Consider the following 24,342-nt stretch of genomic DNA (forward strand, 5'->3'; position numbering starts at 1 on the left):
TTCCAATGATCGTTCCCGCCGGAGGGAACGATCACGGTCAAGAGAGGGCTTACTCGCCCTCGTCAAAGTAGTCATTGATCAGTTTTACCAGAGCGGCCATCGCTTCATCCTCTTGGTCGCCTTCCGTTTTCAGGTGGATCTTGGTGCCTTTGCCCGCAGCCAGCATCATCATGGCCATGATGCTTTTGCCATCGACCATGGACTCCGGGGTGCGACCGGCCCGGATCTGGCAGGGAAACTGCCCCGCAACGCCGACAAATTTGGCTGAAGCTCGAGCATGTAAACCCAGCTTGTTGATGATTTCAATTTCCAGAGCGGGCATCGCGCAGGTGTTCCTTTCAGCTAAGGTCGCGGTGGCGTACCTGGACGTTCTTGAGGGTTTGCTGCAACACCTGGCCCAGGCGCTCGGTCAGATAGACAGAGCGGTGATGTCCGCCGGTGCAGCCAATGGCGATGGTGACATAAGCTCGGTTGCTGGCAGCAAAGCGCGGCAGCCATTTGAGCAGGTAGCTGGAGATGTCCTGGAACATCTCCTCGACATCCGGTTGTGCGGCCAGGTATTCGGCCACCGGCTGGTCCAGGCCGGATTGGTCGCGCAATTCCGGCTTCCAGTAAGGATTGGGCAGGCAGCGCACATCAAATACCAAGTCGGCATCCACCGGCATACCTCGCTTGAAGCCAAACGACTCCACCAGGAATGCCGTGCCAGGTTCCGGCTGGTTCAGCAGGCGCAGCTTGATGGCATCGCGTAGCTGATACAGGTTCAGGTTTGTGGTGTTGATCTTCAGATCGGCCAAATCAATGATCGGCCCCAGCAGTGTGCTCTCGTCCTCGATGGCTTCGGCGAGTGAACGGTGCGAGCTGCTCAGCGGGTGACGTCGACGGGTTTCGGAGAAGCGCTTGAGCAGGGTTTCTTCGTCGGCGTCCAAGTACAGCACATCGCAATGAATGTGCTTGCTGCGCACTTCCTCAAGCAGTTCGGGGAAGCGACTGAGGTGGCTGGGCAGGTTGCGGGCGTCAATGGACACGGCCACCAGCGGTTGCGACAGCTCCGTGTGGATCAAGGCGCGCTCCGCCAGTTCAGGCAACAGGCCGGCAGGCAGGTTATCGATGCAATAGAAGCCGTTGTCCTCAAGAACATTGAGGGCAGTGCTTTTACCTGAGCCGGAGCGGCCACTGACGATGATCAAGCGCATGATTACTGCCCGTTCTGCTCATCCAGGACGACTTGATACAACGCTTCATTGGTGCTGGCGCTGCGCAGTCTGTCGCGTACTTCTTTGCGGTCGAGCATGCTGGCGATCTGCCGGAGCAGTTCCAGGTGCGCATCGGTGGCGGCCTCAGGGACCAGTAGAACAAACAACAGGTCTACCGGCGCGCCGTCGATGGCATCGAAATCGATAGGGAGGTCCAGGTGCAGCAGGGCGCTGACGGGGTCTTTGCAGCCTTTGAGGCGGCAATGAGGAATTGCGATGCCGTTGCCAAAACCGGTCGAGCCAAGTTTTTCACGGGCGATCAGGGCCTCGTACACATCTTGCGTATCCAGTTCTGGCACTTCGCGGCCGATCAGGTTGGCAATTTGTTCGAGGGCACGCTTTTTACTGCCGCCCGGCACGTTCACGAGGGAACGGCCGGGGGTCAGGATGTTTTCAAGTCGGATCATGGGGGGAGAGTTAACGACCTGTACCTTGCATCAGGTGCAGATTCTTTTCCTTATGCTTTATGAGTTGGCGGTCCAGCTTGTCGTACAGCGAGTCGATCGCCGCGTACATGTCGTCATGTTCGGCATTGGCGACGACCTTGGCGTTCGGTATGTGCAGGGTGGCCTCGATTTTCTGCTTGAGCTTATCGACCTCCATGATGACCTGCACGTTGGTGATCTTGTCAAAATGCCCCGCAAGCTTGTTCAACTTGCTCTCGGTGTACTCACGCAGGGGTTTGGTGACTTCAAGCTGGTGTCCACTGATGTTGACTTGCATACAGCTTCTCCTTCGTTGCCAGTGCATAAAGCGACAGGCAAATGCCTGCCACTGGAACGCTGTGGCCCGTCCGTCACATTAACCGCTTACGCTCGCTGGAAGGCGAGATCCCTAGGGACTCGCGGTACTTGGCGACGGTTCGACGGGCGACCTGAATACCTTGTGCCTCCAGTAAACCAGCGATCTTGCTGTCACTCAACGGCTTTTTCTGATTTTCCGCGGCAACCAGTTTTTTGATGATCGCGCGGATTGCCGTTGACGAGCATTCGCCGCCTTCGGAGGTACTGACATGGCTGGAGAAAAAGTATTTCAGCTCATATATACCTCGCGGGGTATGCATGAATTTTTGCGTGGTGACTCGGGAAATTGTCGATTCGTGCATACCCACCGCTTCGGCAATATCGTGCAGGACCAACGGTTTCATTGCTTCATCGCCGTACTCAAGGAAGCCGCGCTGATGCTCGACAATCTGGGTGGCTACCTTCATCAGGGTTTCGTTGCGGCTCTGCAGGCTCTTGATGAACCAGCGAGCTTCCTGCAACTGGTTGCGCATGAAAGTGTTGTCGGCGCTGGTATCGGCACGACGGACGAAGCCTGCGTATTGCGGGTTGACCCGCAGGCGTGGCACTGACTCCTGATTCAGCTCCACCAGCCAGCGTTCGTTGTCCTTGCGCACGATCACATCGGGAACCACGTATTCGGCTTCGCTGGACTCGATTTGCGAGCCCGGGCGCGGGTTGAGGCTCTGTACCAGTTCGATGATCTGGCGCAGGTCGTCTTCCTTGAGTTTCAGCCGGCGCATCAGTTGGCTGTAGTCGCGGCTGCCCAGCAGGTCAATGAAGTCAGTGACCAGGCGTTGTGCTTCGGCCAGCCATGGGGTTTTGGCCGGCAGTTGGCGCAGTTGCAGTTGCAGGCACTCGCTGAGGCTGCGAGCGCCAATGCCGACGGGCTCGAACTGTTGGATGCGGTGCAGGACGGCCTCTATTTCGTCCAGCTCTATGTCCAGTTCCGGGTCGAAGGCCTCGAGGATCTCTTCGAGTGTCTCCTCCAGGTAGCCCTGATTGTTGATGCAGTCAATCAAGGTGACAGCGATCAGGCGATCGGTATCGGACATTGGTGACAGGTTCAGTTGCCACAGCAAGTGACTCTGCAGGCTCTCGCCGACGGACGTGCGGGTGGTGAAGTCCCACTCGTCATCGTCATTGCTGGGCAGGCTGCTGGCGCTGGTCTGGTACACGTCTTCCCAGGCGGTGTCGACGGGCAACTCGTTGGGAATACGTTCGTTCCATTCTCCTTCTTCCAGGTTATCCACCGTCGGGGCGGTTTCCTGATAAGAGGGTTCCTGGATATCGGGGTTGGGTTTTTGCTCGACGTTATCGGCCAGCGGGTCGGCGTTATCGAAGTCGTCGCCTTCTTCCTGGCGTTCGAGCATCGGATTGGACTCCAGGGCCTCCTGGATTTCCTGTTGCAGGTCCAGGGTCGACAATTGGAGCAGGCGGATAGCCTGTTGCAGCTGCGGTGTCATCGTCAGCTGCTGGCCCATTCTCAGTACTAGCGATGGTTTCATGGCAGGGGCTTAACACCTTATTCGCCGGCGCAGTGCGCCATCCACGACAGGGCGCCTGAGCGCCAAACATAAGCAAATTATATGCCTGATATCGGGGGCTTTGCCTAGAGCGCGGTAACAATAAAAATCCTGAGGTTTTTATTGCCACTCGCGCGCCTTGGCGAAGGGCCAGACACCATGCTGCTTGCAGGGCGATACTTACAGGCGGAACTCGTGGCCCAGGTAAACTTCCTTGACCAGTTCGTTGGCCAGAATGGTGGCGGAGTCGCCTTCGGCAATCAGCTGTCCATCGTTGACGATATAGGCGGTTTCGCAGATATCGAGAGTCTCGCGGACGTTGTGGTCGGTAATCAATACACCGATGCCCTTGGCCTTGAGGTGATGGATAATCTGCTTGATGTCGCCGACCGAGATCGGGTCGACACCGGCGAAGGGTTCGTCCAGCAGGATGAACTTCGGAGCAGTGGCCAGGGCGCGGGCGATTTCCACACGACGACGCTCGCCGCCGGAAAGGCTCATGCCGAGGTTGTCGCGAATGTGGTTGATGTGGAATTCCTGTAGCAGGCTTTCCAGCTCCTTCTTGCGCCCGGCACGGTCAAGCTCCTTGCGGGTCTCGAGGATGGCCATGATGTTGTCGGATACCGACAGTTTGCGGAAGATCGACGCTTCCTGGGGAAGATAGCCAATCCCGGCCCGTGCACGACCGTGCATGGGCTGGTGGCTGACGTCCAGGTCGTCGATCAGTACGCGACCCTGGTCGGCCTGCACCAGGCCGACAATCATGTAGAAACAAGTGGTCTTGCCGGCACCGTTGGGGCCAAGCAGGCCGACGATCTGGCCACTGTCGATCGACAGGCTGACGTCACGCACGACCTGACGGCTTTTATAGGCCTTGGCCAGATGCTGGGCTTTCAGGGTCGCCATTACTCGGCCTTCTTCTTCGGCTGGATAACCATGTCGATGCGTGGGCGTGGCGTGGTGACCTTGTTGCCATTGGCCCGGCCAGCCTGGGCGACCTGGGTCTGGGTGTTGTAGATGATCTTTTCGCCTTCGGTAGAGTTACCGTCGCTGCTGAGTACTTTGGCGCGGTCGATCAGGACAATGCGATTCTGTTGGGCGTGATATTGGATCGTCACGCCATAGCCCTTGATAGGGCCTGGATCGGCGGCTTTCTGTTGTTGCTCGAAGTAGGCCAGGTTGCCCACGGAGGTCACCACGTCGATGTCGCCCGCTGGAGTCCGGGTGAGCGTCACGGTGTTGCCCGTGATCTTCATCGAACCCTGGGTGATGATGACGTCACCCTTGTAGGTTGCGACACCTTGCTTGTCATCCAGTTGAGCGTCGTCAGCCTGGATGTGGATCGGTTGCTGGCTATCGTTCGGCAGAGCCCAGGCGCTCACGCTTCCCAGTGCTGCGCCCAGACCGAGCAAAATAGGGAGGGTTTTAACGAGCCTCATACTGTCCTCTTACGTTCGATAGCAGGTGTATCCTGCTTTCTTTCAAATACGCTTTCATTCCCTTGCCAGTCGATACACCGCCAGCGCCGTCGATTCTAACGTCTTGCTCGGTCTGCGCATATTGCTTCTGTGGGAATACGGTCATGCGACTGCTGGTAATAAGCGTGTTGCGGTTCTTTGCGTCGGTACGAGCCACGCGAACCGAGTCGATCAATTCGACCTCGGTGCCGTCGGGATTGACCTCGCCACGCTCGCTGGTGACGTGCCAGGGGAACTCGGTGCCGCGATACAGGTTCAAGTCCGGTTTGGTCAGCAAAGTGACCTCCGATACCTTCAGGTGTTCGACCTTGTCCGCGGTCATTTCATACTGGACCTTGCCATCCGGCAGGAACTGGACGCTGTAGGCATTGGTGGCGTAATAGTCGATAGCGCCTTCGTTGACCTTGGCAACAGGCTGGTCGAGAAAGCGCTCCGGGCTGATATTCCAGTAGCCGACCGCTGCGAACAGCAGGGCGATAACGGCGAATATCAGGAAATTGCGAATCTTTTTGCTCAGCATAGAAAGCTCTATAGGTAGGCGGCGTGGGCCGCTTCAAGGCTGCCCTGGGCACGCAGGATCAGCTCGCAGAACTCGCGGGCGGCGCCTTCACCACCACGGGCCGTCGTGACGCCATGGGCATGCTCTCGGACAAAGGCTGCGGCATTGGCCACCGCCATGCCCAGGCCGACCCGTCGAATCACCGGCAGGTCAGGCAAGTCGTCGCCCAAGTAGGCAACCTGTTCATAGCTTAGGTTGAGTTGGCCAAGAAGCTCGTCCAGTACGACCAGTTTATCCTCGCGGCCCTGATAGAGGTGAGCAATCCCCAGGTTTTGTGCGCGACGTTCCACTACCGGGGTCTTGCGACCGCTGATGATGGCCGTTTGCACGCCTGAAGCCATCAACATCTTGATGCCTTGGCCGTCGAGGGTGTTGAACGTCTTGAATTCGCTGCCGTCTTCGAGGAAGTACAGGCGGCCATCCGTCAGCACGCCATCGACGTCGAAAATCGCCAATTTGATGGATTTGCCACGTTGCAGCAGGTCGGTGGTCATTTACATCACTCCTGCACGCAGCAAGTCGTGCATGTTCAGGGCGCCAATCGGGTGATCATTGCTATCGACCACCACCAGGGCGCCGATCTTGTGGTCTTCCATGATCTTCAGCGCTTCGGCTGCGAGCATCTCGGCACGGGCGGTCTTGCCATGGGGGGTCATTACATCGTCGATGGTGGCGGTGTGGATATCAATGGTGCGGTCCAGGGTGCGGCGCAGGTCGCCGTCGGTGAAAACCCCGGCCAGGCGGCCGTCGGCCTCCAGGATGACCGTCATGCCCAGGCCCTTGCGGGTCATTTCCATCAGCGCGTCCTTGAGCAGCGTACCGCGCTGGACCTGTGGTAATTCGTCGTCGGTGTGCATGACGTTTTCCACTTTCAACAGCAACCTGCGGCCCAGTGCGCCGCCCGGATGGGAAAACGCGAAATCTTCGGCGGTAAAACCGCGGGCTTCCAGCAGGGCTACCGCCAGCGCATCGCCCATCACCAGGGCGGCGGTGGTAGAGGAGGTCGGGGCCAGGTTCAGTGGGCAGGCTTCATGGGCCACATGCACATTCAAATTCACTTCGGCTGCCTTGGCCAGCGTCGAGTCCGGGTTGCCGGTGAGGCTGATCAGCTTGATGCCCAGGCGCTTGATCAGCGGCAGCAGGGTGACGATTTCATTGGTGCTGCCGGAATTGGACAGCGCCAGGATGATGTCATCCCGGGTGATCATGCCCATGTCGCCGTGGCTGGCTTCGGCCGGATGTACGAAAAATGCCGTGGTCCCGGTGCTTGCCAGGGTGGCGGCAATCTTGTTGCCAACGTGGCCGGATTTGCCCATGCCGACTACCACGACGCGGCCTTTGCTGGCCAGGATCATCTCGCACGCACGTACGAAATCTGCGTCGATATGGGCCAGCAAGCCTTCCACGGCTTCAAGCTCGAGGCGGATGGTGCGTTGTGCAGATTGAATAAGGTCGCTGGATTGGCTCATGTCTTAATCGTATAGCCTGACGAAAAGTCAGCGATTATAGCGGTAATGATCAATTCCCTCACGCAAGTTCGTCAGCCTTTGGTTCGGGGCAGGGTTGCAGGAGCACGCTCAAATACAATTTTTTACCTGCCTTCATTCCAAACAAGCTCTGTTCCGGCCTTGGGGGCTCTGTATCGACAGTGATATAGTTCGCCGCCAGTTCGGTCCGTGCAGCCTTTGTTTTGATTTATCGCAAGCATTTATCCGAAACACGTTGTCTGAGCGAGAGGCTGCACCCCCAAGGAGTTTAGATGAGTGCCGATAACGCCTACGCGGTCGAGCTGAAGGGCCTTTCCTTCAAGCGCGGTACGCGCAGCATCTTCAATAATGTGGATATTCGCATTCCCCGCGGCAAGGTCACAGGCATCATGGGGCCTTCCGGTAGTGGCAAGACTACATTGCTGCGCCTGATGGGCATGCAATTGCGCCCCAGCGCCGGCGAAGTGTGGGTCAATGGTCAGAACCTGCCAAAACTGTCGCGTAGCGATCTGTTCGATGCCCGCAAGCAAATGGGCGTCCTGTTTCAGAGCGGCGCGCTGTTCACTGACCTGGACGTGTTCGAGAATGTGGCGTTCCCACTTCGGGTGCACACCCAGCTGTCCGATGAAATGATTCGTGACATTGTGTTGCTGAAGCTGCAGGCCGTGGGGCTGCGCGGTGCTATCGACCTGATGCCCGACGAATTGTCCGGCGGCATGAAGCGTCGAGTGGCGCTGGCGCGCGCCATTGCCCTGGACCCACAGATCCTCATGTACGACGAACCTTTCGTCGGCCAGGATCCGATTGCCATGGGTGTGCTGGTGCGCTTGATCCGTCTGCTCAACGATGCCCTGGGTATCACCAGTATCGTGGTTTCCCACGACCTGGCCGAAACCGCGAGCATTGCCGACTACCTCTATGTAGTGGGCGATGGCCAGGTACTGGGGCAAGGTACACCTGAAGAACTGATGAACACGGATAACCCCCGCATTCGCCAATTCATGACGGGCGATCCCGATGGCCCGGTGCCTTTTCATTTTCCGGTGGCGGACTACCGCTCAGATCTTCTGGGGAAGCGCTGATGCGCAAGACATCTTTAATCGAAAAGGTTCGGCTTTTTGGTCGTTCGGGCATCGACATTGTCGAAGTGCTCGGCCGTTCGACGATTTTCCTGTTTCATGCCTTGCTTGGTCGTGGCGGTATCGGCGGCAGTTTCGGCCTGCTGATCAAGCAACTGCACTCGGTGGGCGTGATGTCCCTGGTGATCATCGTGGTCTCCGGCGTATTTATCGGCATGGTGCTGGCATTGCAGGGCTTCAGTATTCTCTCCAGCTACGGTTCCGAGCAGGCGGTAGGGCAGATGGTCGCCCTGACGTTGTTGCGTGAACTGGGGCCGGTGGTTACGGCGCTGCTGTTTGCCGGCCGTGCCGGTTCTGCGCTGACGGCGGAAATTGGCAATATGAAGTCCACCGAGCAGTTGTCCAGCCTGGAAATGATTGGTGTGGACCCGCTCAAATATATTGTTGCCCCGCGTCTGTGGGCCGGCTTCATTTCCTTGCCACTGCTGGCGATGATTTTCAGCGTGGTCGGGATCTGGGGTGGCTCGTGGGTGGCGGTGGACTGGCTGGGGGTCTACGAAGGCTCTTATTGGGCCAACATGCAAAACAGTGTGACGTTCACGGGTGATGTGCTCAACGGCATCATCAAGAGCATTGTCTTTGCCTTTGTAGTGACCTGGATCGCCGTATTCCAAGGCTACGACTGTGAACCCACCTCGGAAGGGATCAGTCGCGCCACCACCAAGACCGTTGTGTACGCCTCGCTGGCGGTACTGGGCCTTGACTTCATTTTGACTGCCTTGATGTTTGGAGATTTCTGATGCAAAACCGCACTGTGGAAATCGGTGTCGGCCTTTTCTTGCTGGCTGGCATCCTGGCTTTACTGTTGCTCGCCCTGCGGGTCAGTGGCCTTTCGGCCAGCCCTACGGCCGATACTTATAAACTTTATGCCTACTTCGACAATATTGCCGGTTTGACTGTCAGAGCTAAAGTGACCATGGCCGGTGTCAACATCGGCAAGGTCACGGCAATCGATCTGGATCGCGACAGCTTCACCGGCCGAGTGACGATGCAGTTGGACAAGAAGGTGGATAATCTGCCGACCGACTCCACGGCCTCTATTCTCACGGCGGGCCTGCTGGGCGAGAAGTACATTGGTGTCAGCGTGGGCGGGGAAACAGCCTTGCTCAAGGATGGCTCGACCATCCACGACACACAGTCGTCGCTGGTGCTGGAGGACTTGATCGGTAAATTCCTGCTTAATACGGTTAGCAAAGACGCCAAATGAGGAGTTTGTTCATGATCTCAACCTTGCGACGTGGCCTGTTGGTGCTGCTGGCATCCCTGCCGTTGATGGCTAGCGCCGTGGCAGCGCCTTCGGCACACGACATCGTCCAGGACACCACCACCCGTTTGCTGGCAGATCTTGCCGCGAACAAGGAAAAGTACAAGCAAAGTCCGGGCGAGTTCTACGACGCCCTCAACGGCATTGTTGGCCCGGTGGTGGATGCCGATGGCATCTCCCGTAGCATCATGACCGTCAAGTATTCGCGCAAGGCCACGCCTGAGCAAATGCAGCGTTTCCAGGAAAACTTCAAGCGCAGCCTGATGCAGTTCTATGGCAATGCCTTGCTTGAATACAACAACCAGGGCATCACCGTGGATCCAGCCAAGGATGAATCCGGTGACCGCACCAGTGTGAATATGGCCGTCAAGGGCAGTAGTAACTCGGTCTACCCGGTTTCCTACACCCTTGTGAAGATCAACGGTGAGTGGAAAGTGCGCAACGTGGTCATCAACGGTATCAACATTGGCAAGCTGTTCCGTGACCAATTTGCGGACGCGATGCAGCGCAATGGCAACGACCTGGACAAAACCATCAATGGTTGGGCCGGTGAAGTGGCCAAGGCCAAGGAAGAAACCGATAAAGCCACAGAGAAGCCAGCCCAATGAGTGAGTCGGTTGTCCGTCTCGGCCAGGCCGGTGAGTTGCTGCTCAGTGGCGTGCTGGACTACCGCACCGGGCCTGACCTGCGCAAGCAAGGCCAGGCGCTGATCAATGCCAGTACCGCGCCTGCGCTGGTGCTCGATTGTTCGGCGGTGGTAAAGTCCAGCAGCGTTGGTTTGTCACTGTTGCTGTGTTTTATGCGCGATGCGGCAGCGGCCAGAAAGCCGGTCAGCATCCGTGCGTTGCCCGAAGACATGCGTGAAATTGCCCAGGTTTGCGGTTTGACCGAGCTGTTTGCGCATCCTTAATACACATTATCCAGAAAGCCCCCCGTCAGAGTCCTGCCATGCGGGGTTCGCAGGCGCGGGGCTTTTTTGTATGATGTCCGACCCGCGCGCACTGGGCGCCGATAGAGGTTGAGCATGCAGGCCAACGAAGTGAAGAGCTTCCTTGAAGGAAAGCTGTCAGATAATCTTTTACAAGTGCAGGTAGAAGTTGAGGGCGAAGGCTGCAACTTCCAGCTGAACGTGATTAGCGATGAACTGGCGGCATTGAGCCCGGTCAAGCGTCAGCAGCAGATCTATGCCCATCTGAACCCATGGATCACCGATGGCAGCATCCATGCGGTCACTATGAAATTTTTCAGCCGCGCGGCCTGGGCCGAGCGCACCTGAGCCCCCTAGGCGTCGAGATTCTTATGGATAAATTGATTATTACCGGTGGCGCTCGCCTTGATGGCGAGATCCGCATTTCCGGGGCGAAGAACTCCGCCCTGCCGATCCTGGCGGCGACCCTGCTGTGCGATGGCCCTGTCACTGTGGCCAACCTGCCGCACCTGCACGACATCACCACCATGATCGAGCTGTTCGGTCGCATGGGCATTGAGCCGGTGATCGACGAGAAACTCAGCGTCGAAATCGACCCGCGCACCATCAAGACCTTGATCGCACCGTACGAACTGGTGAAAACCATGCGTGCCTCGATCCTGGTGCTGGGCCCAATGGTTGCTCGTTTCGGTGAAGCCGAAGTGGCGTTGCCTGGCGGTTGCGCCATTGGCTCCCGTCCGGTGGACCTGCACATCCGTGGCCTGGAAGCCATGGGCGCGACCATCGACGTCGAAGGTGGCTACATCAAGGCCAAGGCCCCGGAAGGCGGCCTGCGTGGCGCCAACTTCTTCTTTGATACCGTCAGTGTGACCGGTACCGAGAACATCATGATGGCCGCTGCACTGGCCAACGGCCGCAGTGTCCTGCAAAACGCCGCACGCGAACCTGAAGTCGTCGACCTGGCGAACTTCCTGATTGCCATGGGCGCCAACATTACCGGTGCCGGCACCGACACCATCACCATCGACGGTGTGAAACGTTTGCATTCGGCCACCTACAAAGTGATGCCGGACCGTATCGAGACCGGTACCTACCTGGTTGCCGCTGCCGTGACCGGTGGTCGCGTCAAGGTCAAGGACACCGATCCGACCATCCTTGAAGCCGTCCTGGAAAAACTCAAGGAAGCCGGTGCTGAAATCACCACTGGTGAAGACTGGATCGAGTTGAACATGCACGGCAAGCGGCCAAAAGCCGTCAATGTGCGTACCGCTCCGTACCCGGCGTTCCCGACCGATATGCAGGCGCAGTTCATTTCCCTGAACGCGATTGCCGAAGGCACTGGCGCGGTAATCGAGACCATCTTTGAAAACCGCTTCATGCATGTGTATGAACTGCACCGCATGGGCGCCAAGATCCAGGTCGAAGGCAACACTGCCATCGTTACCGGTATCGAACAGCTCAAGGGCGCGCCAGTAATGGCCACCGACCTGCGAGCCTCTGCCAGCCTGGTGATTTCGGCACTGAGCGCCGAAGGTGACACCCTGATCGATCGCATCTACCACATAGACCGTGGCTACGAGTGCATCGAAGAGAAACTGCAGATGCTCGGCGCGAAAATTCGCCGCGTACCGGGCTAGTGCTCACCATGGGCACAGGGACGTGCCCAACGATTTGGTTTCAAGTCGAGGTCTGTGAAGGCCTCGATCTGTGTCCGGCGCCGATTGCGACCGGGCAGCAATAGCCTGATGAAGGACTGACGTTTCCCATGTTGACCATTGCACTGTCCAAGGGCCGCATCCTTGACGATACATTGCCGCTTCTGGCTGAAGCGGGCATCGTGCCGACCGAGAATCCGGACAAGAGCCGCAAGCTGATCATCCCCACGACTCAGGACGACGTACGCCTGCTGATCGTGCGGGCCACCGACGTGCCGACCTATGTCGAACATGGTGCGGCTGACCTGGGTGTCGCCGGTAAAGACGTGCTGATGGAATACGGTGGCCAGGGCCTCTACGAGCCATTGGACCTGCGTATTGCCTTGTGCAAGTTGATGACCGCCGGCCGTGTCGGCGACGTCGAACCCAAGGGCCGCCTGCGGGTTGCCACCAAGTTCGTCAACGTTGCCAAGCGCTACTACGCCGAACAAGGCCGTCAGGTCGACATCATCAAGCTCTACGGCTCGATGGAGCTGGCGCCGTTGATCGGCCTGGCAGACAAGATCATCGACGTGGTCGACACCGGCAACACCCTGCGCGCCAATGGCCTGGAACCCCAGGATTTCATTGCTGACATCAGCTCCCGGCTGATCGTCAACAAAGCTTCGATGAAAATGCAGCACGCCCGTATCCAGGCGTTGATCGATACCCTGCGCAAGGCAGTGGAGTCTCGACACCGCGGTTGACCCATTCGCGCGGCCTTAGGCCGCGCCCGTCTATCCGCCTCATAGCCAGAATTCTCAGGTGCCCAAGCGGAGCGAACGGTAGTTTAGGGCGCCTGAGTTTTTGCCATTCTATTGAGGCCCTCGCTATGACCACGTCCACTGCAATTGCCCGACTCAACGCTGCCGATCCTGATTTCGCGCATCATCTGGATCACCTGCTGAGTTGGGAAAGTGTGTCCGACGACTCGGTCAACCAGCGGGTGCTCGACATCATCAAGGCCGTGCGTGAGCGTGGTGATGCGGCGTTGGTGGACTTCACCCGGCAGTTCGATGGCCTGGATGTCGCTTCCATGGCCGACCTGATCCTGCCGCGTGAACGCCTGGAGTTGGCCCTGACCCGCATCACTGCGCCCCAGCGTGAAGCACTGGAAGTGGCGGCAGCGCGGGTGCGCAGCTATCACGAAAAGCAGAAACAGGACTCCTGGAGCTACACCGAAGCTGACGGCACGGTGCTGGGCCAAAAGGTCACGCCGCTGGACCGCGCTGGCCTGTATGTGCCGGGTGGCAAGGCGTCCTACCCCTCCTCGGTGCTGATGAATGCCATCCCGGCCAAAGTCGCCGGGGTGATCGAAGTGGTCATGGTCGTGCCTACCCCACGCGGTGAAATCAACGAATTGGTCCTGGCTGCAGCCTGCATTGCCGGCGTCGATCGCGTCTTCACCATCGGCGGTGCCCAGGCCGTGGCGGCACTGGCCTACGGTACCGAGAGCGTGCCGAAGGTCGACAAGGTGGTCGGCCCTGGCAACATTTACGTCGCCACCGCCAAGCGCCATGTATTTGGCCAGGTCGGTATCGACATGATCGCCGGGCCTTCGGAAATCCTCGTGGTATGTGACGGCCAGACCGACCCGGACTGGATCGCCATGGACCTGTTTTCCCAGGCCGAGCACGACGAAGATGCCCAGGCGATCCTGGTCAGCCCCGATGCCGAGTTCCTCGACAAGGTGGCCGCCAGCATCGCCAAGCTGCTGCCGACCATGGAGCGTGCCGAAATTATCGAGAAATCGATCAATGGTCGTGGTGCGCTGATCCTGGTGCGTGACATGGAGCAAGCCATCGAAGTGGCCAACCGTATCGCGCCGGAGCACTTGGAGCTGTCCGTAGCCGACCCACAAGCCTGGTTGCCGTCGATTCGCCATGCCGGCGCGATCTTCATGGGCCGCCACACCAGCGAAGCCCTGGGCGACTACTGCGCCGGTCCCAACCACGTATTGCCGACCTCCGGTACCGCGCGGTTCTCATCGCCATTGGGGGTGTATGACTTCCAGAAGCGTTCGTCGATCATCTTCTGCTCGCCACAAGGTGCGTCGGAACTGGGCAAGACCGCCTCTGTGCTGGCTCGTGGTGAATCCCTGAGCGCTCACGCCCGTAGTGCTGAATACCGCATTCTTGACGACACGCAGGGGAACTGAGACATGAGCAAATTCTGGAGCCCCTTCGTCAAGGACCTCGTACCTTATGTGCCTGGCGAGCAGCCAAAGCTGACCAAGCTGGTCAAGCTCAACACCAATGAAAACCCTTATGGCCCTTCGCCCAAGGCGCTGGCGGCGATGCAGACCGAGTTGAATGATAACTTGCGCCTGTATCCAGACCCCAACAGCGACTTGCTCAAGCAGGCCGTGGCCAAGTATTACGGGATTGACGCGGGTAAAGTGTTCCTCGGCAACGGTTCCGATGAAGTCCTCGCGCACATCTTCCACGGCTTGTTCCAGCACGAGTTGCCGCTGTTGTTTCCGGACATCAGCTACAGCTTCTACCCGGTGTACTGCGGCCTCTATGGCATCAAGTCCGATCCGGTGCCGCTGGACGAGCAGTTCCAGATCCGCGTGGCGGATTACGCCAAACCCAATGGCGGGATCATCTTCCCCAACCCGAACGCGCCCACCGGCTGCGTGCTGGCGCTGGACGCAGTCGAGCAGATCCTTAAAGCCAACCCGGACTCGGTGGTGGTGGTCGATGAAGCCTATATCGACTTCGGCGGCGAAACCGCCATCAGCCTGGTGGACCGCTACCCGAACCTGCTGGTGACCCAGACCCTGTCCAAATCGCGCTCCCTGGCGGGCCTGCGGGTAGGGCTGGCGGTAGGCCACCCGGACCTGATCGAGGCGCTGGAGCGGGTCAAGAACAGCTTCAACTCCTACCCGCTGGATCGCCTGGCGATTGTTGGCGCGGCGGCGGCATTCGAAGACCGTGAATACTTCGAGAAGACGTGCCAGCGGGTAATCGACAGCCGCAACAAGGTGGTCGCGCAATTGGAAGGCAAGGGTTTTGACGTGTTGCCGTCAGCGGCAAACTTCATCTTTGCCCGTCACCCGCAACACGATGCAGCCGGCCTGGCCGCCAAGTTGCGTGAGCAAGGGGTGATTGTGCGGCACTTCAAGCAGGAGCGGATTGCCCAGTTCCTGCGGATCAGCATTGGTACGCCTGAGCAGAACCAAGCGCTGATTGATGCCCTGGGCGATCTCTAATTGCTTGATCGTTCCCACGCTCCGCGTGGGAATGCATCCCGTGACGCTCCGCGTCACGCCCTTCGCAGGACTTGAGGCCTACGCCGGCAGTGGGACGCAGAGCGTCCCAGGCGGCATTCCCACGCAGAGCGTAGGAACGATCTGGTTACAGCAGCGGCTCATCCGGCTTCTTGTTCTTCCAGCCATCATTGCCCGGCAGCAGCAGGTTCAAGGCAATCGCTACCACCGCACACAGGGCGATGCCCTTGAGGCCGAAGTCATCCGGGCCGGTGCCGGTGCCGACCAGCACACCGCCAATCCCGAATACCAGGGTCACTGAGACAATCACCAGGTTGCGCGCTTCTCCCAGATCGATCTTGTGGCGAATCAACGTATTCATCCCCACTGCGGCAATCGAGCCGAACAGCAGGCATAGGATCCCGCCCATCACCGGCACCGGGATACTTTGCAGCAGTGCGCCGAACTTGCCGATAAACGCCAGGCCGATAGCAAACACGGCCGCCCAGGTCATGATTTTCGGGTTGTAGCTCTTGGTCAGCATCACCGCACCCGTTACTTCTGCGTAGGTGGTGTTGGGTGGGCCGCCGAACATGCCAGCAGCGGTGGTGGCGATCCCATCACCCAGCAGTGTGCGATGTAGGCCGGGCTTTTTCAGGTAGTCGCGACCGGTCACGCTGCCAACGGCAATCACCCCACCGATGTGTTCGATGGCCGGCGCCAGGGCCACTGGGACGATAAACAGAATCGCCTGCCAGTTGAACTCCGGTGCGGTGAAGTGGGGCAGGGCGAGCCACGGCGCAGCCGCAATCTTCGCCGTGTCCACCACGCCAAAGTAGAATGCCATGGCAAACCCCACCAGCACGCCCGAGATGATCGGCACCAGGCGGAAAATGCCTTTGCCAAACACCGCCACGATCAGTGTGGTCAGCAGTGCCGGCATCGAAATCATCATTGCTGTCTGGTAATGAATCAGCTCGGCGCCGTCGCCCGACTTGCCCATGGCCATGTTGGCGGCGATCGGTGCCATGGCCAGGCCGATGGAGATAATCACCGGCCCGATCACCACTGGCGGCAGCAGCCGGTCGATGAAACCGGTGCCCTTGATCTTCACCGCCAGGCCCAGGAAGGTATAAACGAAACCGGCCGCCATCACGCCGCCCATGGTCGCCGCGAGGCCGAATTGGCCCTTGGCGAGAATGATCGGGGTGATGAAGGCAAAGCTTGAGGCCAGGAACACCGGCACCTGGCGCCCGGTGACAAGCTGGAACAGCAGCGTGCCCAGGCCCGCGGTAAACAGTGCGACGTTCGGATCCAGGCCTGTGATCAGCGGCATCAACACCAACGCGCCAAATGCTACGAAGAGCATCTGTGCACCAGACAGGATCTGGCGCCAAAGCGGGTCGTTGAATTCATCCTGCATGCTTACGCGTCCTTCTGCTTGGTACCGAAGATCTTGTCACCGGCATCGCCCAGTCCGGGGATGATGTAGCCGTGTTCGTTGAGGCACTCATCGATGGAGGCGGTGTAGATCTGCACGTCCGGGTGGGCCTTCTCGACGGTGGCGATGCCTTCGGGCGCGGCCACCAGCACCATGGCGCAGATGTCTTTGCAGCCGGCTTTTTTCAACAGGTCGATGGTGGCAACCATGGAGCTGCCGGTGGCGAGCATCGGGTCGATGATCATCGCCAGGCGCTCGTCGATTTCCGGCACCAGTTTTTCCAGGTAGGTATGGGCTTGCAAGGTTTCTTCATTGCGGGCCACGCCCACGGCGCTGACCTTGGCGCCCGGGATCAGGCTCAGCACGCCTTCGAGCATGCCGATACCGGCGCGCAGGATCGGCACCACGGTAATTTTCTTGCCGGCGATTTTCTCGACCTTGACTGGACCACTCCAGCCTTGGATCTCATAGATTTCCAGCGGCAAGTCTTTGGTCGCTTCATAGGTCAGCAACGCTCCGACTTCCTGAGCAAGCTCACGGAAGTTCTTCGTGCTAATGTCGGCGCGGCGCATAAGGCCGAGCTTGTGTCGGATCAACGGGTGGCGGATCTCACGGATGGGCATGGGGAAAGGCTCCGGCGGCAGGCAAAAAAACCGGCCTAGATTAATCTATCCGAGGGTGTTGTCCTATAGACATCACCTACGTTAGTCCATAAAGGCTTGAACGATGGGCCTCACATGCGTACCTTTGCCCGCTTTTCTTGCCACAGCACCCCCTGGAGAGCGTCATGTCTGCTGATCTCGAGCATATCCGTCAAATCATGCGAGAGGCTGACTGCCTGTACACCGAGTCGCAAGTCGAAGCCGCGATCGCCAAAGTCGGCGCGCAGATATCTCGCGAAATGGCCGATACCAACCCGGTGGTTTTCTGTGTGATGAACGGCGGTCTGATTTTCGCCGGTAAATTGCTTACCCATCTGCAATTCCCGCTGGAGGCGTCCTATCTGCATGCCACCCGCTATCGCAATGAAACCAGTGGCGGAGACCTGTTCTGGAAGGCCAAGCCGGAAGTATCGTTCATCGACCGTGATGTGCTGATCATCGACGACATCCTCGATGAAGGTCACACCTTGGGCGCGATCATCGACTTCTGCAAACATGCCGGCGCCCGCAAAGTCCACACCGCCGTGCTGATCGACAAGGACCATGACCGCAAGGCGCGTCCGGACCTGAAGGCCAATTACGTGGGCCTGCCGTGCATTGACCGTTATATCTTCGGCTACGGCATGGACTACAAAGGCTACTGGCGCAACGCCAACGGGATCTACGCCGTTAAAGGAATGTAATCAATGGCCCGTTTTCTTGATCAATCGTTGTTTGCCGAATTGGCCGAGAAAGCGGCCGACAGCCCGCGTGGCCGGCATCACCACAACTTCCACCAGATGGAAGAACCGTGCCATCGGATGGCCGTGGGTTTGCAGCCCAACACCTACGTGCCGCCCCATCGGCACCTGAGCGCAGACAAGGCGGAAACTTTGCTGGTGCTCAAGGGGCGCCTGGGTTTGTTGATCTTCAGCGAAAGCGGCGAAGTGCTGGCCAAGCGTGTGATGCTGGCTGGCGGCGACTGTCCAGGTGTCGATCTGCCGCCCGGGGTATTTCATGGTCTCGTGGTGTTGGAGCCCGATACCGTGATGTTCGAATGCAAAGCCGGGCCGTATCGCCCGGTGGGCGAGGGCGAGTTGGCAGACTGGGCTCCCCGTGAGGGTGAGGCCGGCATGGCCGAATATCATCGCTGGATGCTTGCCCAGTTCGATTGAGCTACAGGTTTCCTCACCTGCGGCTCACAGGTAGACTTCCAGTCCCGTGTAAATGTCTGCAGGCTGGAGTCGGTAATGCGTAAAGATAAGAAACAGGTGATTGGTGATGAAATCGGTGATGAGCAGATCAAGCTGTTCCTGGATTTCGAGCCGGTAGACGCCACTTCGCCGTCCCTGCATAAACTGATCAAGGCTTATCGTGGCCTGCGCATCGACGACTTCGAGCGGTTCCTGGGGTTCTTCAAGGACGCCGGCCTAGACTTGGATGGCAAGGATGAGCACGGCCTGACGTTCGTTGAAGCGATCAAGGACCAGCGCAACGCCGCCGAGTACATCGAGCTGATCGAAAAAGCCCGCGGCTGATTTGCCCTGACTGACAAGAAAACGCCCCGTCCTCCAAAAGAGAGCGGGGCGTTTTTGCTTTTACTGTAGGAGCGAGGGGGGCGCCTAGCCCTTACTCGCGAAGAACCTGAGAGCCCGCGTTAAACCAAGCGCGCTGCGTCATCGCTAACGGTTTTCGCGAGCAAGCTCGCTCCTGCATCAACCAGTCCCAGGCTGATGTTGTTCTGCGTATTGATCTTGCGATACAGCTCGGCATCGGTCTCCAGGATCTTTTCCCGAGCCGGGAAGATTTCCTGCAACTTGGCGGCCCACTCGCCGTTGGTCTTGCCCGGGAAACAGCGCTCGATCAGTTCCAGCATGATCGACACGGTTACCGAAGCACCTGGAGAGGCCCCCAACAGCGCTGCCAGCGAACCGTCCTTTGCTGCCACCAGCTCGGTACCGAATTGCAGTACGCCACCTTTTTTCGGGTCTTTCTTGATGATCTGCACCCGTTGGCCGGCCACTTCCAGGCGCCAGTCTTCGGCTTTCGCCTCGGGGTAGAAGCGACGCAGGGATTCCAGGCGTTGCTCCATGGACTGCATGACTTCGCTGACCAAATACTTGGTCAGGTCCATGTTGTCCCGAGCCACGGCCAGCATCGGGCCGATGTTGCCGGCGCGAACCGACATCGGCAGGTCGAGGAACGAACCATGCTTGAGGAACTTGGTGGTGAAACCGGCATAAGGCCCGAACAACAGGGACTTCTTGCCGTCGACCACACGGGTGTCCAGGTGCGGCACGGACATCGGTGGCGAACCCACGGCGGCCTGGCTGTAGACCTTGGCCTGGTGGTGTTTGACCACTTCCGGGTTGTCGCAGCGCAGCCACTGGCCGCTGACCGGGAAACCGCCAAAACCTTTGCTTTCTTCGATACCCGAGGCTTGCAACAGCGGCAGGGCCGCGCCACCGGCGCCGAGGAATACGAAGTTGGTGTCGACGTCACGGGAATTCCCGCTGTTGACATCCTTGATGCTCACGGTCCAGCCGGCGCCGTTGCGCTTGAGGCCAGTGACGCGCTTGCTGTACTTGACCTGGGCATCTGCCGAACTGCTCAGGTGCGAGAGCAACTGGTTGGTCAGGGCGCCAAAGTTGACGTCGGTACCGTTCATCACGCGGGTGGCGGCATTTTTTTCGTCCAGCGGGCGGCCGGGCATCATCAGCGGCATCCACTCGGCCATCTCGCTACGGTCTTCGGTGTAGTGCATATCCGCGAAGGCGTGATGCTGGCTAAGGGTTTCAAAACGCTTCTTGAGAAATGACACGCCTTTTTCGCCCTGCACGAAGCTCAGATGCGGTACTGAGCTGATAAAGGACTTGGACGAACCAAAGGAGCTTTTCTTGGTGAGATAGGCCCAGAACTGCTTCGACACTTCAAACTGAGTGTTGATGTGCACGGCTTTCTTGATGTCGATGGAATCATCGCCAGCCTGGGGCGTGTAGTTCAGCTCACATAGCCCTGCATGGCCGGTACCGGCGTTATTCCACGGGTTGGAACTTTCCGCGGCACCCGAATCCATCAGCTCAACGACTTCCAGCTTGAGACCGGGGTCGAGCTCTTTGAGCAGTACGGCGAGGGTGGCACTCATGATGCCCGCACCTACCAGTACTACGTCGACTGCTTCGTTATGCGCCATTAACGCGTCTCCAAAATCTGCAGCACCAAATTGACGGCATGGCTGCCAGGAGTGACGGGGCGTTCACGTGATGCCCCAGATTACCCATGGCCAGGATCGCCATGTCCGCTTCGCAATTTTTCGCAACTCTTTGCAAGTTCGGCGCACGCTGCCAACCGGGCCTGATCTGCGTATGAACGCATTTAAGGCGACCTGTGGCAATTCGACTTATGGTCAAGTGCGTCCGATCATGCAACCGAATCCGTAGCGGACAGGCTTCAAGCGCAAATATCTAAGGAGCACTCGATCCTGTGTGGTGGGGCTGTTCCAGATGCTGATGGTGCTTGTACAAACGCAAAACTATTCATTTGCTCGCCACACTCTTGTGAAGTTGTGAAAACCCGTTTTTTCACGCTCTTTTGAAGACGTGAACCTCAAAAAAGGGCTGCCCCAGCCTGGCACCTGGCCCGATATCACTGCCGACAGACGGCATGACGGGCAAACAACTCAAGTGGCCGAGCGCAATGGCAGCTCTGGCAGATTCGGTAAAGGCGGTGGTTTTGCAGATAAAACAGCAAGCTCGCCAGCTTCACTCGATCTGTGTGGGCGGCTCTCTGTGGGCGGTGCGGGGAGCTAATACCAAGGCATTAGCGATGCTGCGAGGCCCGATCAGGAGACGTCCTTATAATCGGGGGGAGATTGTAGCGAAGAAATGCGCGCAAATGGTCCTGTTTACTGACTTTTATTAAGCATCTGGTCAGGAGGCCAACGCTTGCCGGGCATGCGCATGCAAAATTCGTGGGCTGATCCGTGCGCTGGCAGGCAGCGGGCGGTGCATCCAGCTCAACCGAACCTCTTCGACTTCCACCCAGCCATCGCCGACAGGCGGCAAGCTGCAGTGTTTGAACGCCAGGCAGCAGCCTTTGGCATCAAGCAAGGCAAAATTACGCTGAGGTGTGTGGGGCATGAATAATGATTTGAGAAGGCGCATGACGATGTACCTGATCCGTTACATGCTGCGAAGCTTGGCAGCCCTGGATGACAGGGGAATGACACGGTCCCGGCAAGATTGTAATTTTGTTTTCAGCTCGGTCGGTGTTCAGGATATCTGGTGAGTGACGCCCGTGCGCCGTTATACTGGCGCTCTGTTTGCATCTAGTTCTGGAGAAATGAGTATGTTGCAACGCCTGTTGTTCGGTTTGATCACTGTGACCAGTTTGACCCTGGTTGGCTGCGCCCACAGCCCGCAACAACTCAGCCCGCAACCGAAAATCACCACGCAGTTGGCTGCCGTGGGCCATGGCCAGCCGGTGTCGGTACGCGTGGTGGATGGCCGTCCGTCGCCAACCCTCGGCACTCGCGGTGGTTTGTACCCGGAAACCAGTGCCATCACCGTGACCGGTACCGACCTGCTGCCCAAGCTGCAAGCCCAGGCCGAAGCGGCTGTGCGTCTGCTCGGGTTCACACCGACCAGTAATTCCCCTGGCGCCCCGCAATTGACCGTGACCCTGGCGGAGCTGAAGTATCAGTCGCCCAAGGAAGGCCTGTATGTGACTGAGGCCACCATTGGCGCGACCTTCCGCTCTGATGTGTCCGCCGGCACCCGTCGCTACAACGGCCGTTACGCGGCGTCCCTGGACCAGCGCTTCGGCATGGCGCCGAACCAGGAAACCAACACCAAGCTGGTCAGCGATGTCCTGAGTGATGCCCTGACTCGCCTGTTCAAGGACCCAAGCATCGGCCAGCTCCTCGGTTCGCAATAATTGTTATAAAAAAAGCCGGGCTCAGTGATGAGTCCGGCTTTTTTATGTCCGCGGTTTTATGCGGCCGCTTCTACGTAGAAGTCCAGCACGCTTACCCCTGTCAGCAGGTCCACCTCCGGCAGATCGGCGTGCTGGTGCCCGCCGAGGGCGCAATATACCAACCAATGTCGGTCCTGGACATTAAATGCCAGGCCGCCGACAAGCGCCTCTTGCTCATCGCTTTGGGTCATCAGATACAGGCGATCCTGATTTTGTGCGTGCAGCATGACAAATCCCCGGGCTTTGGAAGGGCAACAGAGTGGCTTGTTAAGGTGACGTTCAGGTGACGGCAGAAATTACTGGATACATTAACCGTCAATGGGGGAGGGAGCAGGCAAGCGCAGGCAGCGCATATCGTTCAGGTTTGTAGCTGAACTGGGTCCAGGCACGGTTATACCGAGGTTTTTGATGTCGCTGACCGCACTGCTGGTCAACATTTTTGCTTTGCTGGTGGCCTGCCTTGGTGCAGTGCTGCTGCTTACCACCCATCTACGACGACAGCGGGCGATGGCCAGGCTTGCCGCGCAAAGCGAAGCGCGCGCGGTTGACCAGCCGATGCTGTTTCTGGACGGGAGGACCGAACGGGTCCACCGTCTTTCTTATCGACTTGGATTTGCGTGTCTCGGGCTGGCGATGCTGGCGTCCTGGGTCAGTACCCGATTGTAAGAGCCCCAGGCACATATGAACGCGATTACAGCGCAATCCCCGCCTTGACCCGATACTGGTTGCGCACCGGCGTCGCATATTGCTGCACCAGGTACGGCCGATGTTCTGCCGGGCAGGCATTCAACCGTCGCTCCCACTCCGCCTTTGCCTTGGCCAGCTCTTCGGCTGGGAACACCTCGGCTGCGGTCGGTACCTGCAATTGCCGATCGGCGTCGCTCCATTGGGCGTACGCGAGGTAGTGCACCGGAAACAGGCGATAACCGCCGAGTATCTGCCGGTCCATCTCGGTCGCCAACAACTTGGTGTCTTCAAACCGCTCGGTGATCGGCAGTGCGAAGTTGACGTGGACCCGCCCCTTGTAACCGGTGATGCCCAGGGCAATGCTCACATCGTCCTCACCCGGCGCCTTGCTGTAGGTGCCGGTGGTGGCGCGGATATACAGTTCGCGGGCTTTGGCTGCATCGCATGGGTCGTATTCGTAGCTGATGGACACGGGCGTCAGGTTCAGTGACTGGATAACCTCGGCAAACGGCTCATCCTTGCGGCTCATGTGGAACATCTTGAGGATCGCCGATTCGGTGCGATCGTCCCCATCCTTGGCACGCCCTTCGGCCTGGGCGATCCAGATCGACTGGATGTCGTTGCGAATCGAATGGTTGATGTAGGCCGAGAGCAACTGATACGCCGCCATCTTCTCGCGCCGCCCGGTAATGGAGCGGTGCACGATAAAACTCTTGTTCAAGCGCATCAGGTCGCTGACGAAGGGCTTTTGCAGCAGATTGTCGCCAATGGCAATACGCGGCGTCGGCAGGCCGGCGTGGTATACCGCATAGTTGACGAAGGCCGGGTCCATCACGATGTCACGATGGTTGGCCAGAAACAGGTAGGCCGTGCCGGACTTCAATTGCTCGACGCCGGTATAAGTCACGCCGTCGGTGGCCCGGTCAATGGTATGGTCGACATAGAACTCGACTTTGTCTTGCAGGGTGGCAACCGTGGTTACGCCGGCGAACTCGCGGCGCAGGCGATGGCTGATCAGGGGCTTGAGCAGCCAACCAAAGGCGCCGGCAAAGCGCGGGAAGCGAAAGTGGGTCAGGATGTCCAGAAAGGCCTTGTCACTGAACAGCCGGGCCAGCACTGCCGGGACTTCGCTGTCGTTGTAAGGTCGGATGGTATCGAATTCGCCCATCATGCTCTCTTGTTAGAAACGGCTAGGGTAAGTAAAGGTTTGGATTGGTAAGTGACAGGGCGCGGTCTGAACAAATGGCGTCAAACGAAAATAGCCCTGCAAATAGA

31 protein-coding genes are annotated in these 24,342 nt (G+C 58.5%); 15 read left to right on the forward strand and 16 right to left on the reverse strand.

Going from position 1 to position 24,342, the window contains the following annotated elements:
* Window positions 1-49: 49 nt before the first annotated feature.
* The 10 genes from GIR22_RS18550 to GIR22_RS18595 form a co-directional block, all read right to left on the reverse strand.
* Window positions 50-322, reverse strand: coding sequence for an HPr family phosphocarrier protein (locus GIR22_RS18550; protein ID WP_154744717.1), 273 nt, complete (start codon window positions 320-322; stop codon window positions 50-52).
* 16 nt (window positions 323-338) lie between these two features.
* The gene (gene rapZ / locus GIR22_RS18555) at window positions 339-1,196 is read right to left on the reverse strand and encodes an RNase adapter RapZ (RefSeq protein ID WP_154744718.1); all 858 of its coding nucleotides are present in this window, start codon (window positions 1,194-1,196) and stop codon (window positions 339-341) included.
* Window positions 1,197-1,198: 2 nt separating this feature from the next.
* Window positions 1,199-1,663, reverse strand: coding sequence for a PTS IIA-like nitrogen regulatory protein PtsN (gene ptsN / locus GIR22_RS18560; RefSeq protein ID WP_154744719.1), 465 nt, complete (start codon window positions 1,661-1,663; stop codon window positions 1,199-1,201).
* A gap of 10 nt (window positions 1,664-1,673) precedes the next feature.
* Complete coding sequence (hpf, locus tag GIR22_RS18565; RefSeq protein WP_154744720.1) at window positions 1,674-1,979, reverse strand: ribosome hibernation-promoting factor, HPF/YfiA family; 306 nt, start codon at window positions 1,977-1,979, stop codon at window positions 1,674-1,676.
* A gap of 73 nt (window positions 1,980-2,052) precedes the next feature.
* The gene (locus GIR22_RS18570) at window positions 2,053-3,546 is read right to left on the reverse strand and encodes an RNA polymerase factor sigma-54 (protein ID WP_154744721.1); all 1,494 of its coding nucleotides are present in this window, start codon (window positions 3,544-3,546) and stop codon (window positions 2,053-2,055) included.
* A gap of 198 nt (window positions 3,547-3,744) precedes the next feature.
* Entirely contained in the window at window positions 3,745-4,470 is a 726-nt protein-coding gene (gene lptB / locus GIR22_RS18575) for an LPS export ABC transporter ATP-binding protein (protein ID WP_154744722.1), read from the reverse strand.
* Entirely contained in the window at window positions 4,470-5,003 is a 534-nt protein-coding gene (gene lptA / locus GIR22_RS18580; RefSeq protein WP_154744723.1) for a lipopolysaccharide transport periplasmic protein LptA, read from the reverse strand. The genes lptB and lptA overlap by 1 nt, the downstream gene beginning before the upstream one ends.
* Entirely contained in the window at window positions 4,990-5,562 is a 573-nt protein-coding gene (gene lptC, locus GIR22_RS18585; protein WP_154744724.1) for an LPS export ABC transporter periplasmic protein LptC, read from the reverse strand. The genes lptA and lptC overlap by 14 nt, the downstream gene beginning before the upstream one ends.
* An 8-nt stretch (window positions 5,563-5,570) precedes the next feature.
* The gene (locus GIR22_RS18590) at window positions 5,571-6,095 is read right to left on the reverse strand and encodes a KdsC family phosphatase (protein WP_154744725.1); all 525 of its coding nucleotides are present in this window, start codon (window positions 6,093-6,095) and stop codon (window positions 5,571-5,573) included.
* Window positions 6,096-7,070 (reverse strand): KpsF/GutQ family sugar-phosphate isomerase, encoded by a 975-nt coding sequence (locus GIR22_RS18595; RefSeq protein ID WP_154744726.1) that lies wholly within the window; start codon window positions 7,068-7,070, stop codon window positions 6,096-6,098.
* A 290-nt stretch (window positions 7,071-7,360) separates the two neighbouring features.
* Between GIR22_RS18595 and GIR22_RS18600 the strand changes: the two genes are divergently transcribed.
* From GIR22_RS18600 to hisC, 10 genes are all read left to right on the forward strand, one after another.
* Window positions 7,361-8,170, forward strand: a complete 810-nt coding sequence (locus GIR22_RS18600) for an ATP-binding cassette domain-containing protein (protein WP_154744727.1) — start codon at window positions 7,361-7,363, stop codon at window positions 8,168-8,170.
* Window positions 8,170-8,967 (forward strand): lipid asymmetry maintenance ABC transporter permease subunit MlaE, encoded by a 798-nt coding sequence (gene mlaE / locus GIR22_RS18605; protein ID WP_154744728.1) that lies wholly within the window; start codon window positions 8,170-8,172, stop codon window positions 8,965-8,967. The genes GIR22_RS18600 and mlaE overlap by 1 nt, the downstream gene beginning before the upstream one ends.
* Entirely contained in the window at window positions 8,967-9,434 is a 468-nt protein-coding gene (gene mlaD, locus GIR22_RS18610; protein ID WP_154744729.1) for an outer membrane lipid asymmetry maintenance protein MlaD, read from the forward strand. Before mlaE ends, mlaD begins: the two co-directional genes overlap by 1 nt.
* A gap of 11 nt (window positions 9,435-9,445) precedes the next feature.
* Entirely contained in the window at window positions 9,446-10,099 is a 654-nt protein-coding gene (locus GIR22_RS18615) for an MlaC/ttg2D family ABC transporter substrate-binding protein (RefSeq protein ID WP_154744730.1), read from the forward strand.
* Window positions 10,096-10,401: an STAS domain-containing protein gene (locus GIR22_RS18620; protein ID WP_154744731.1), complete on the forward strand. Its 306-nt coding sequence runs from the start codon at window positions 10,096-10,098 to the stop codon at window positions 10,399-10,401. The genes GIR22_RS18615 and GIR22_RS18620 overlap by 4 nt, the downstream gene beginning before the upstream one ends.
* A 114-nt stretch (window positions 10,402-10,515) precedes the next feature.
* Window positions 10,516-10,767, forward strand: coding sequence for a BolA family protein (locus tag GIR22_RS18625; RefSeq protein ID WP_154744732.1), 252 nt, complete (start codon window positions 10,516-10,518; stop codon window positions 10,765-10,767).
* Window positions 10,768-10,790: 23 nt separating this feature from the next.
* Entirely contained in the window at window positions 10,791-12,056 is a 1,266-nt protein-coding gene (gene murA, locus GIR22_RS18630; protein WP_154744733.1) for a UDP-N-acetylglucosamine 1-carboxyvinyltransferase, read from the forward strand.
* Between the two features lie 128 nt (window positions 12,057-12,184).
* Window positions 12,185-12,820, forward strand: a complete 636-nt coding sequence (gene hisG / locus GIR22_RS18635) for an ATP phosphoribosyltransferase (protein ID WP_003188599.1) — start codon at window positions 12,185-12,187, stop codon at window positions 12,818-12,820.
* Between the two features lie 125 nt (window positions 12,821-12,945).
* Window positions 12,946-14,271, forward strand: a complete 1,326-nt coding sequence (gene hisD, locus GIR22_RS18640) for a histidinol dehydrogenase (RefSeq protein WP_154744734.1) — start codon at window positions 12,946-12,948, stop codon at window positions 14,269-14,271.
* A 3-nt stretch (window positions 14,272-14,274) separates the two neighbouring features.
* Window positions 14,275-15,327 (forward strand): histidinol-phosphate transaminase, encoded by a 1,053-nt coding sequence (gene hisC / locus GIR22_RS18645; RefSeq protein WP_154744735.1) that lies wholly within the window; start codon window positions 14,275-14,277, stop codon window positions 15,325-15,327.
* 145 nt (window positions 15,328-15,472) lie between these two features.
* Here the strand turns inward: hisC and GIR22_RS18650 are convergent, their stop codons facing one another.
* Window positions 15,473-16,747, reverse strand: a complete 1,275-nt coding sequence (locus tag GIR22_RS18650; RefSeq protein ID WP_154744736.1) for a uracil-xanthine permease family protein — start codon at window positions 16,745-16,747, stop codon at window positions 15,473-15,475.
* Window positions 16,748-16,749: 2 nt separating this feature from the next.
* A complete protein-coding gene (upp, locus tag GIR22_RS18655) occupies window positions 16,750-17,388 on the reverse strand; it encodes a uracil phosphoribosyltransferase (protein WP_154744737.1) in 639 nt (212 codons plus the stop codon).
* A gap of 164 nt (window positions 17,389-17,552) precedes the next feature.
* On the opposite strand from upp, the gene GIR22_RS18660 reads away from it, so the two are divergent.
* The 3 genes from GIR22_RS18660 to GIR22_RS18670 all read left to right on the forward strand — a co-directional run bounded on the left by GIR22_RS18660 (window position 17,553) and on the right by GIR22_RS18670 (window position 18,944).
* Complete coding sequence (locus tag GIR22_RS18660; RefSeq protein ID WP_154744738.1) at window positions 17,553-18,110, forward strand: hypoxanthine-guanine phosphoribosyltransferase; 558 nt, start codon at window positions 17,553-17,555, stop codon at window positions 18,108-18,110.
* Between the two features lie 3 nt (window positions 18,111-18,113).
* The gene (locus GIR22_RS18665) at window positions 18,114-18,581 is read left to right on the forward strand and encodes a WbuC family cupin fold metalloprotein (RefSeq protein ID WP_154744739.1); all 468 of its coding nucleotides are present in this window, start codon (window positions 18,114-18,116) and stop codon (window positions 18,579-18,581) included.
* Window positions 18,582-18,656: 75 nt separating this feature from the next.
* Entirely contained in the window at window positions 18,657-18,944 is a 288-nt protein-coding gene (locus GIR22_RS18670; RefSeq protein ID WP_154744740.1) for a PA4642 family protein, read from the forward strand.
* Window positions 18,945-19,063: 119 nt separating this feature from the next.
* On the opposite strand, the gene mqo is transcribed toward GIR22_RS18670, so the two are convergent.
* Both mqo and GIR22_RS18680 read right to left on the reverse strand, forming a co-directional pair.
* Window positions 19,064-20,599: a malate dehydrogenase (quinone) gene (gene mqo / locus GIR22_RS18675; protein ID WP_154744741.1), complete on the reverse strand. Its 1,536-nt coding sequence runs from the start codon at window positions 20,597-20,599 to the stop codon at window positions 19,064-19,066.
* 736 nt (window positions 20,600-21,335) lie between these two features.
* The gene (locus tag GIR22_RS18680; RefSeq protein WP_154744742.1) at window positions 21,336-21,569 is read right to left on the reverse strand and encodes a hypothetical protein; all 234 of its coding nucleotides are present in this window, start codon (window positions 21,567-21,569) and stop codon (window positions 21,336-21,338) included.
* Window positions 21,570-21,753: 184 nt separating this feature from the next.
* Between GIR22_RS18680 and GIR22_RS18685 the strand changes: the two genes are divergently transcribed.
* Window positions 21,754-22,341 (forward strand): YajG family lipoprotein, encoded by a 588-nt coding sequence (locus GIR22_RS18685; RefSeq protein ID WP_154744743.1) that lies wholly within the window; start codon window positions 21,754-21,756, stop codon window positions 22,339-22,341.
* Between the two features lie 56 nt (window positions 22,342-22,397).
* Here GIR22_RS18685 and GIR22_RS18690 read toward each other — a convergent pair whose 3' ends face one another.
* Complete coding sequence (locus GIR22_RS18690; protein WP_154744744.1) at window positions 22,398-22,607, reverse strand: hypothetical protein; 210 nt, start codon at window positions 22,605-22,607, stop codon at window positions 22,398-22,400.
* Window positions 22,608-22,788: 181 nt separating this feature from the next.
* Between GIR22_RS18690 and GIR22_RS18695 the strand changes: the two genes are divergently transcribed.
* Complete coding sequence (locus GIR22_RS18695) at window positions 22,789-23,046, forward strand: hypothetical protein (RefSeq protein WP_154744745.1); 258 nt, start codon at window positions 22,789-22,791, stop codon at window positions 23,044-23,046.
* A 25-nt stretch (window positions 23,047-23,071) separates the two neighbouring features.
* Here the strand turns inward: GIR22_RS18695 and GIR22_RS18700 are convergent, their stop codons facing one another.
* Window positions 23,072-24,235, reverse strand: coding sequence for a 1-acyl-sn-glycerol-3-phosphate acyltransferase (locus GIR22_RS18700; RefSeq protein ID WP_154744746.1), 1,164 nt, complete (start codon window positions 24,233-24,235; stop codon window positions 23,072-23,074).
* Window positions 24,236-24,342: the final 107 nt, after the last annotated feature.

Origin of the sequence: Pseudomonas karstica, from assembly GCF_009707515.1 — a bacterium.
Taxonomy (GTDB): domain Bacteria; phylum Pseudomonadota; class Gammaproteobacteria; order Pseudomonadales; family Pseudomonadaceae; genus Aquipseudomonas; species Aquipseudomonas karstica.

Excerpts from the sequence above, each read along its gene's own strand:
- GIR22_RS18550 (WP_154744717.1), bottom strand. The coding sequence starts at position 322 with ATGCCCGCTCTGGAAATTGAAATCATCAACAAGCTGGGTTTACATGCT.
- rapZ (WP_154744718.1), bottom strand. The coding sequence starts at position 1,196 with ATGCGCTTGATCATCGTCAGTGGCCGCTCCGGCTCAGGTAAAAGCACT.
- ptsN (WP_154744719.1), bottom strand. The coding sequence starts at position 1,663 with ATGATCCGACTTGAAAACATCCTGACCCCCGGCCGTTCCCTCGTGAAC.
- hpf (WP_154744720.1), bottom strand. The coding sequence starts at position 1,979 with ATGCAAGTCAACATCAGTGGACACCAGCTTGAAGTCACCAAACCCCTG.
- GIR22_RS18570 (WP_154744721.1), bottom strand. The coding sequence starts at position 3,546 with ATGAAACCATCGCTAGTACTGAGAATGGGCCAGCAGCTGACGATGACA.
- lptB (WP_154744722.1), bottom strand. The coding sequence starts at position 4,470 with ATGGCGACCCTGAAAGCCCAGCATCTGGCCAAGGCCTATAAAAGCCGT.
- lptA (WP_154744723.1), bottom strand. The coding sequence starts at position 5,003 with ATGAGGCTCGTTAAAACCCTCCCTATTTTGCTCGGTCTGGGCGCAGCA.
- lptC (WP_154744724.1), bottom strand. The coding sequence starts at position 5,562 with ATGCTGAGCAAAAAGATTCGCAATTTCCTGATATTCGCCGTTATCGCC.
- GIR22_RS18590 (WP_154744725.1), bottom strand. The coding sequence starts at position 6,095 with ATGACCACCGACCTGCTGCAACGTGGCAAATCCATCAAATTGGCGATT.
- GIR22_RS18595 (WP_154744726.1), bottom strand. The coding sequence starts at position 7,070 with ATGAGCCAATCCAGCGACCTTATTCAATCTGCACAACGCACCATCCGC.
- GIR22_RS18600 (WP_154744727.1), top strand. The coding sequence starts at position 7,361 with ATGAGTGCCGATAACGCCTACGCGGTCGAGCTGAAGGGCCTTTCCTTC.
- mlaE (WP_154744728.1), top strand. The coding sequence starts at position 8,170 with ATGCGCAAGACATCTTTAATCGAAAAGGTTCGGCTTTTTGGTCGTTCG.
- mlaD (WP_154744729.1), top strand. The coding sequence starts at position 8,967 with ATGCAAAACCGCACTGTGGAAATCGGTGTCGGCCTTTTCTTGCTGGCT.
- GIR22_RS18615 (WP_154744730.1), top strand. The coding sequence starts at position 9,446 with ATGATCTCAACCTTGCGACGTGGCCTGTTGGTGCTGCTGGCATCCCTG.
- GIR22_RS18620 (WP_154744731.1), top strand. The coding sequence starts at position 10,096 with ATGAGTGAGTCGGTTGTCCGTCTCGGCCAGGCCGGTGAGTTGCTGCTC.
- GIR22_RS18625 (WP_154744732.1), top strand. The coding sequence starts at position 10,516 with ATGCAGGCCAACGAAGTGAAGAGCTTCCTTGAAGGAAAGCTGTCAGAT.
- murA (WP_154744733.1), top strand. The coding sequence starts at position 10,791 with ATGGATAAATTGATTATTACCGGTGGCGCTCGCCTTGATGGCGAGATC.
- hisG (WP_003188599.1), top strand. The coding sequence starts at position 12,185 with ATGTTGACCATTGCACTGTCCAAGGGCCGCATCCTTGACGATACATTG.
- hisD (WP_154744734.1), top strand. The coding sequence starts at position 12,946 with ATGACCACGTCCACTGCAATTGCCCGACTCAACGCTGCCGATCCTGAT.
- hisC (WP_154744735.1), top strand. The coding sequence starts at position 14,275 with ATGAGCAAATTCTGGAGCCCCTTCGTCAAGGACCTCGTACCTTATGTG.
- GIR22_RS18650 (WP_154744736.1), bottom strand. The coding sequence starts at position 16,747 with ATGCAGGATGAATTCAACGACCCGCTTTGGCGCCAGATCCTGTCTGGT.
- upp (WP_154744737.1), bottom strand. The coding sequence starts at position 17,388 with ATGCCCATCCGTGAGATCCGCCACCCGTTGATCCGACACAAGCTCGGC.
- GIR22_RS18660 (WP_154744738.1), top strand. The coding sequence starts at position 17,553 with ATGTCTGCTGATCTCGAGCATATCCGTCAAATCATGCGAGAGGCTGAC.
- GIR22_RS18665 (WP_154744739.1), top strand. The coding sequence starts at position 18,114 with ATGGCCCGTTTTCTTGATCAATCGTTGTTTGCCGAATTGGCCGAGAAA.
- GIR22_RS18670 (WP_154744740.1), top strand. The coding sequence starts at position 18,657 with ATGCGTAAAGATAAGAAACAGGTGATTGGTGATGAAATCGGTGATGAG.
- mqo (WP_154744741.1), bottom strand. The coding sequence starts at position 20,599 with ATGGCGCATAACGAAGCAGTCGACGTAGTACTGGTAGGTGCGGGCATC.
- GIR22_RS18680 (WP_154744742.1), bottom strand. The coding sequence starts at position 21,569 with ATGCGCCTTCTCAAATCATTATTCATGCCCCACACACCTCAGCGTAAT.
- GIR22_RS18685 (WP_154744743.1), top strand. The coding sequence starts at position 21,754 with ATGTTGCAACGCCTGTTGTTCGGTTTGATCACTGTGACCAGTTTGACC.
- GIR22_RS18690 (WP_154744744.1), bottom strand. The coding sequence starts at position 22,607 with ATGCTGCACGCACAAAATCAGGATCGCCTGTATCTGATGACCCAAAGC.
- GIR22_RS18695 (WP_154744745.1), top strand. The coding sequence starts at position 22,789 with ATGTCGCTGACCGCACTGCTGGTCAACATTTTTGCTTTGCTGGTGGCC.
- GIR22_RS18700 (WP_154744746.1), bottom strand. The coding sequence starts at position 24,235 with ATGGGCGAATTCGATACCATCCGACCTTACAACGACAGCGAAGTCCCG.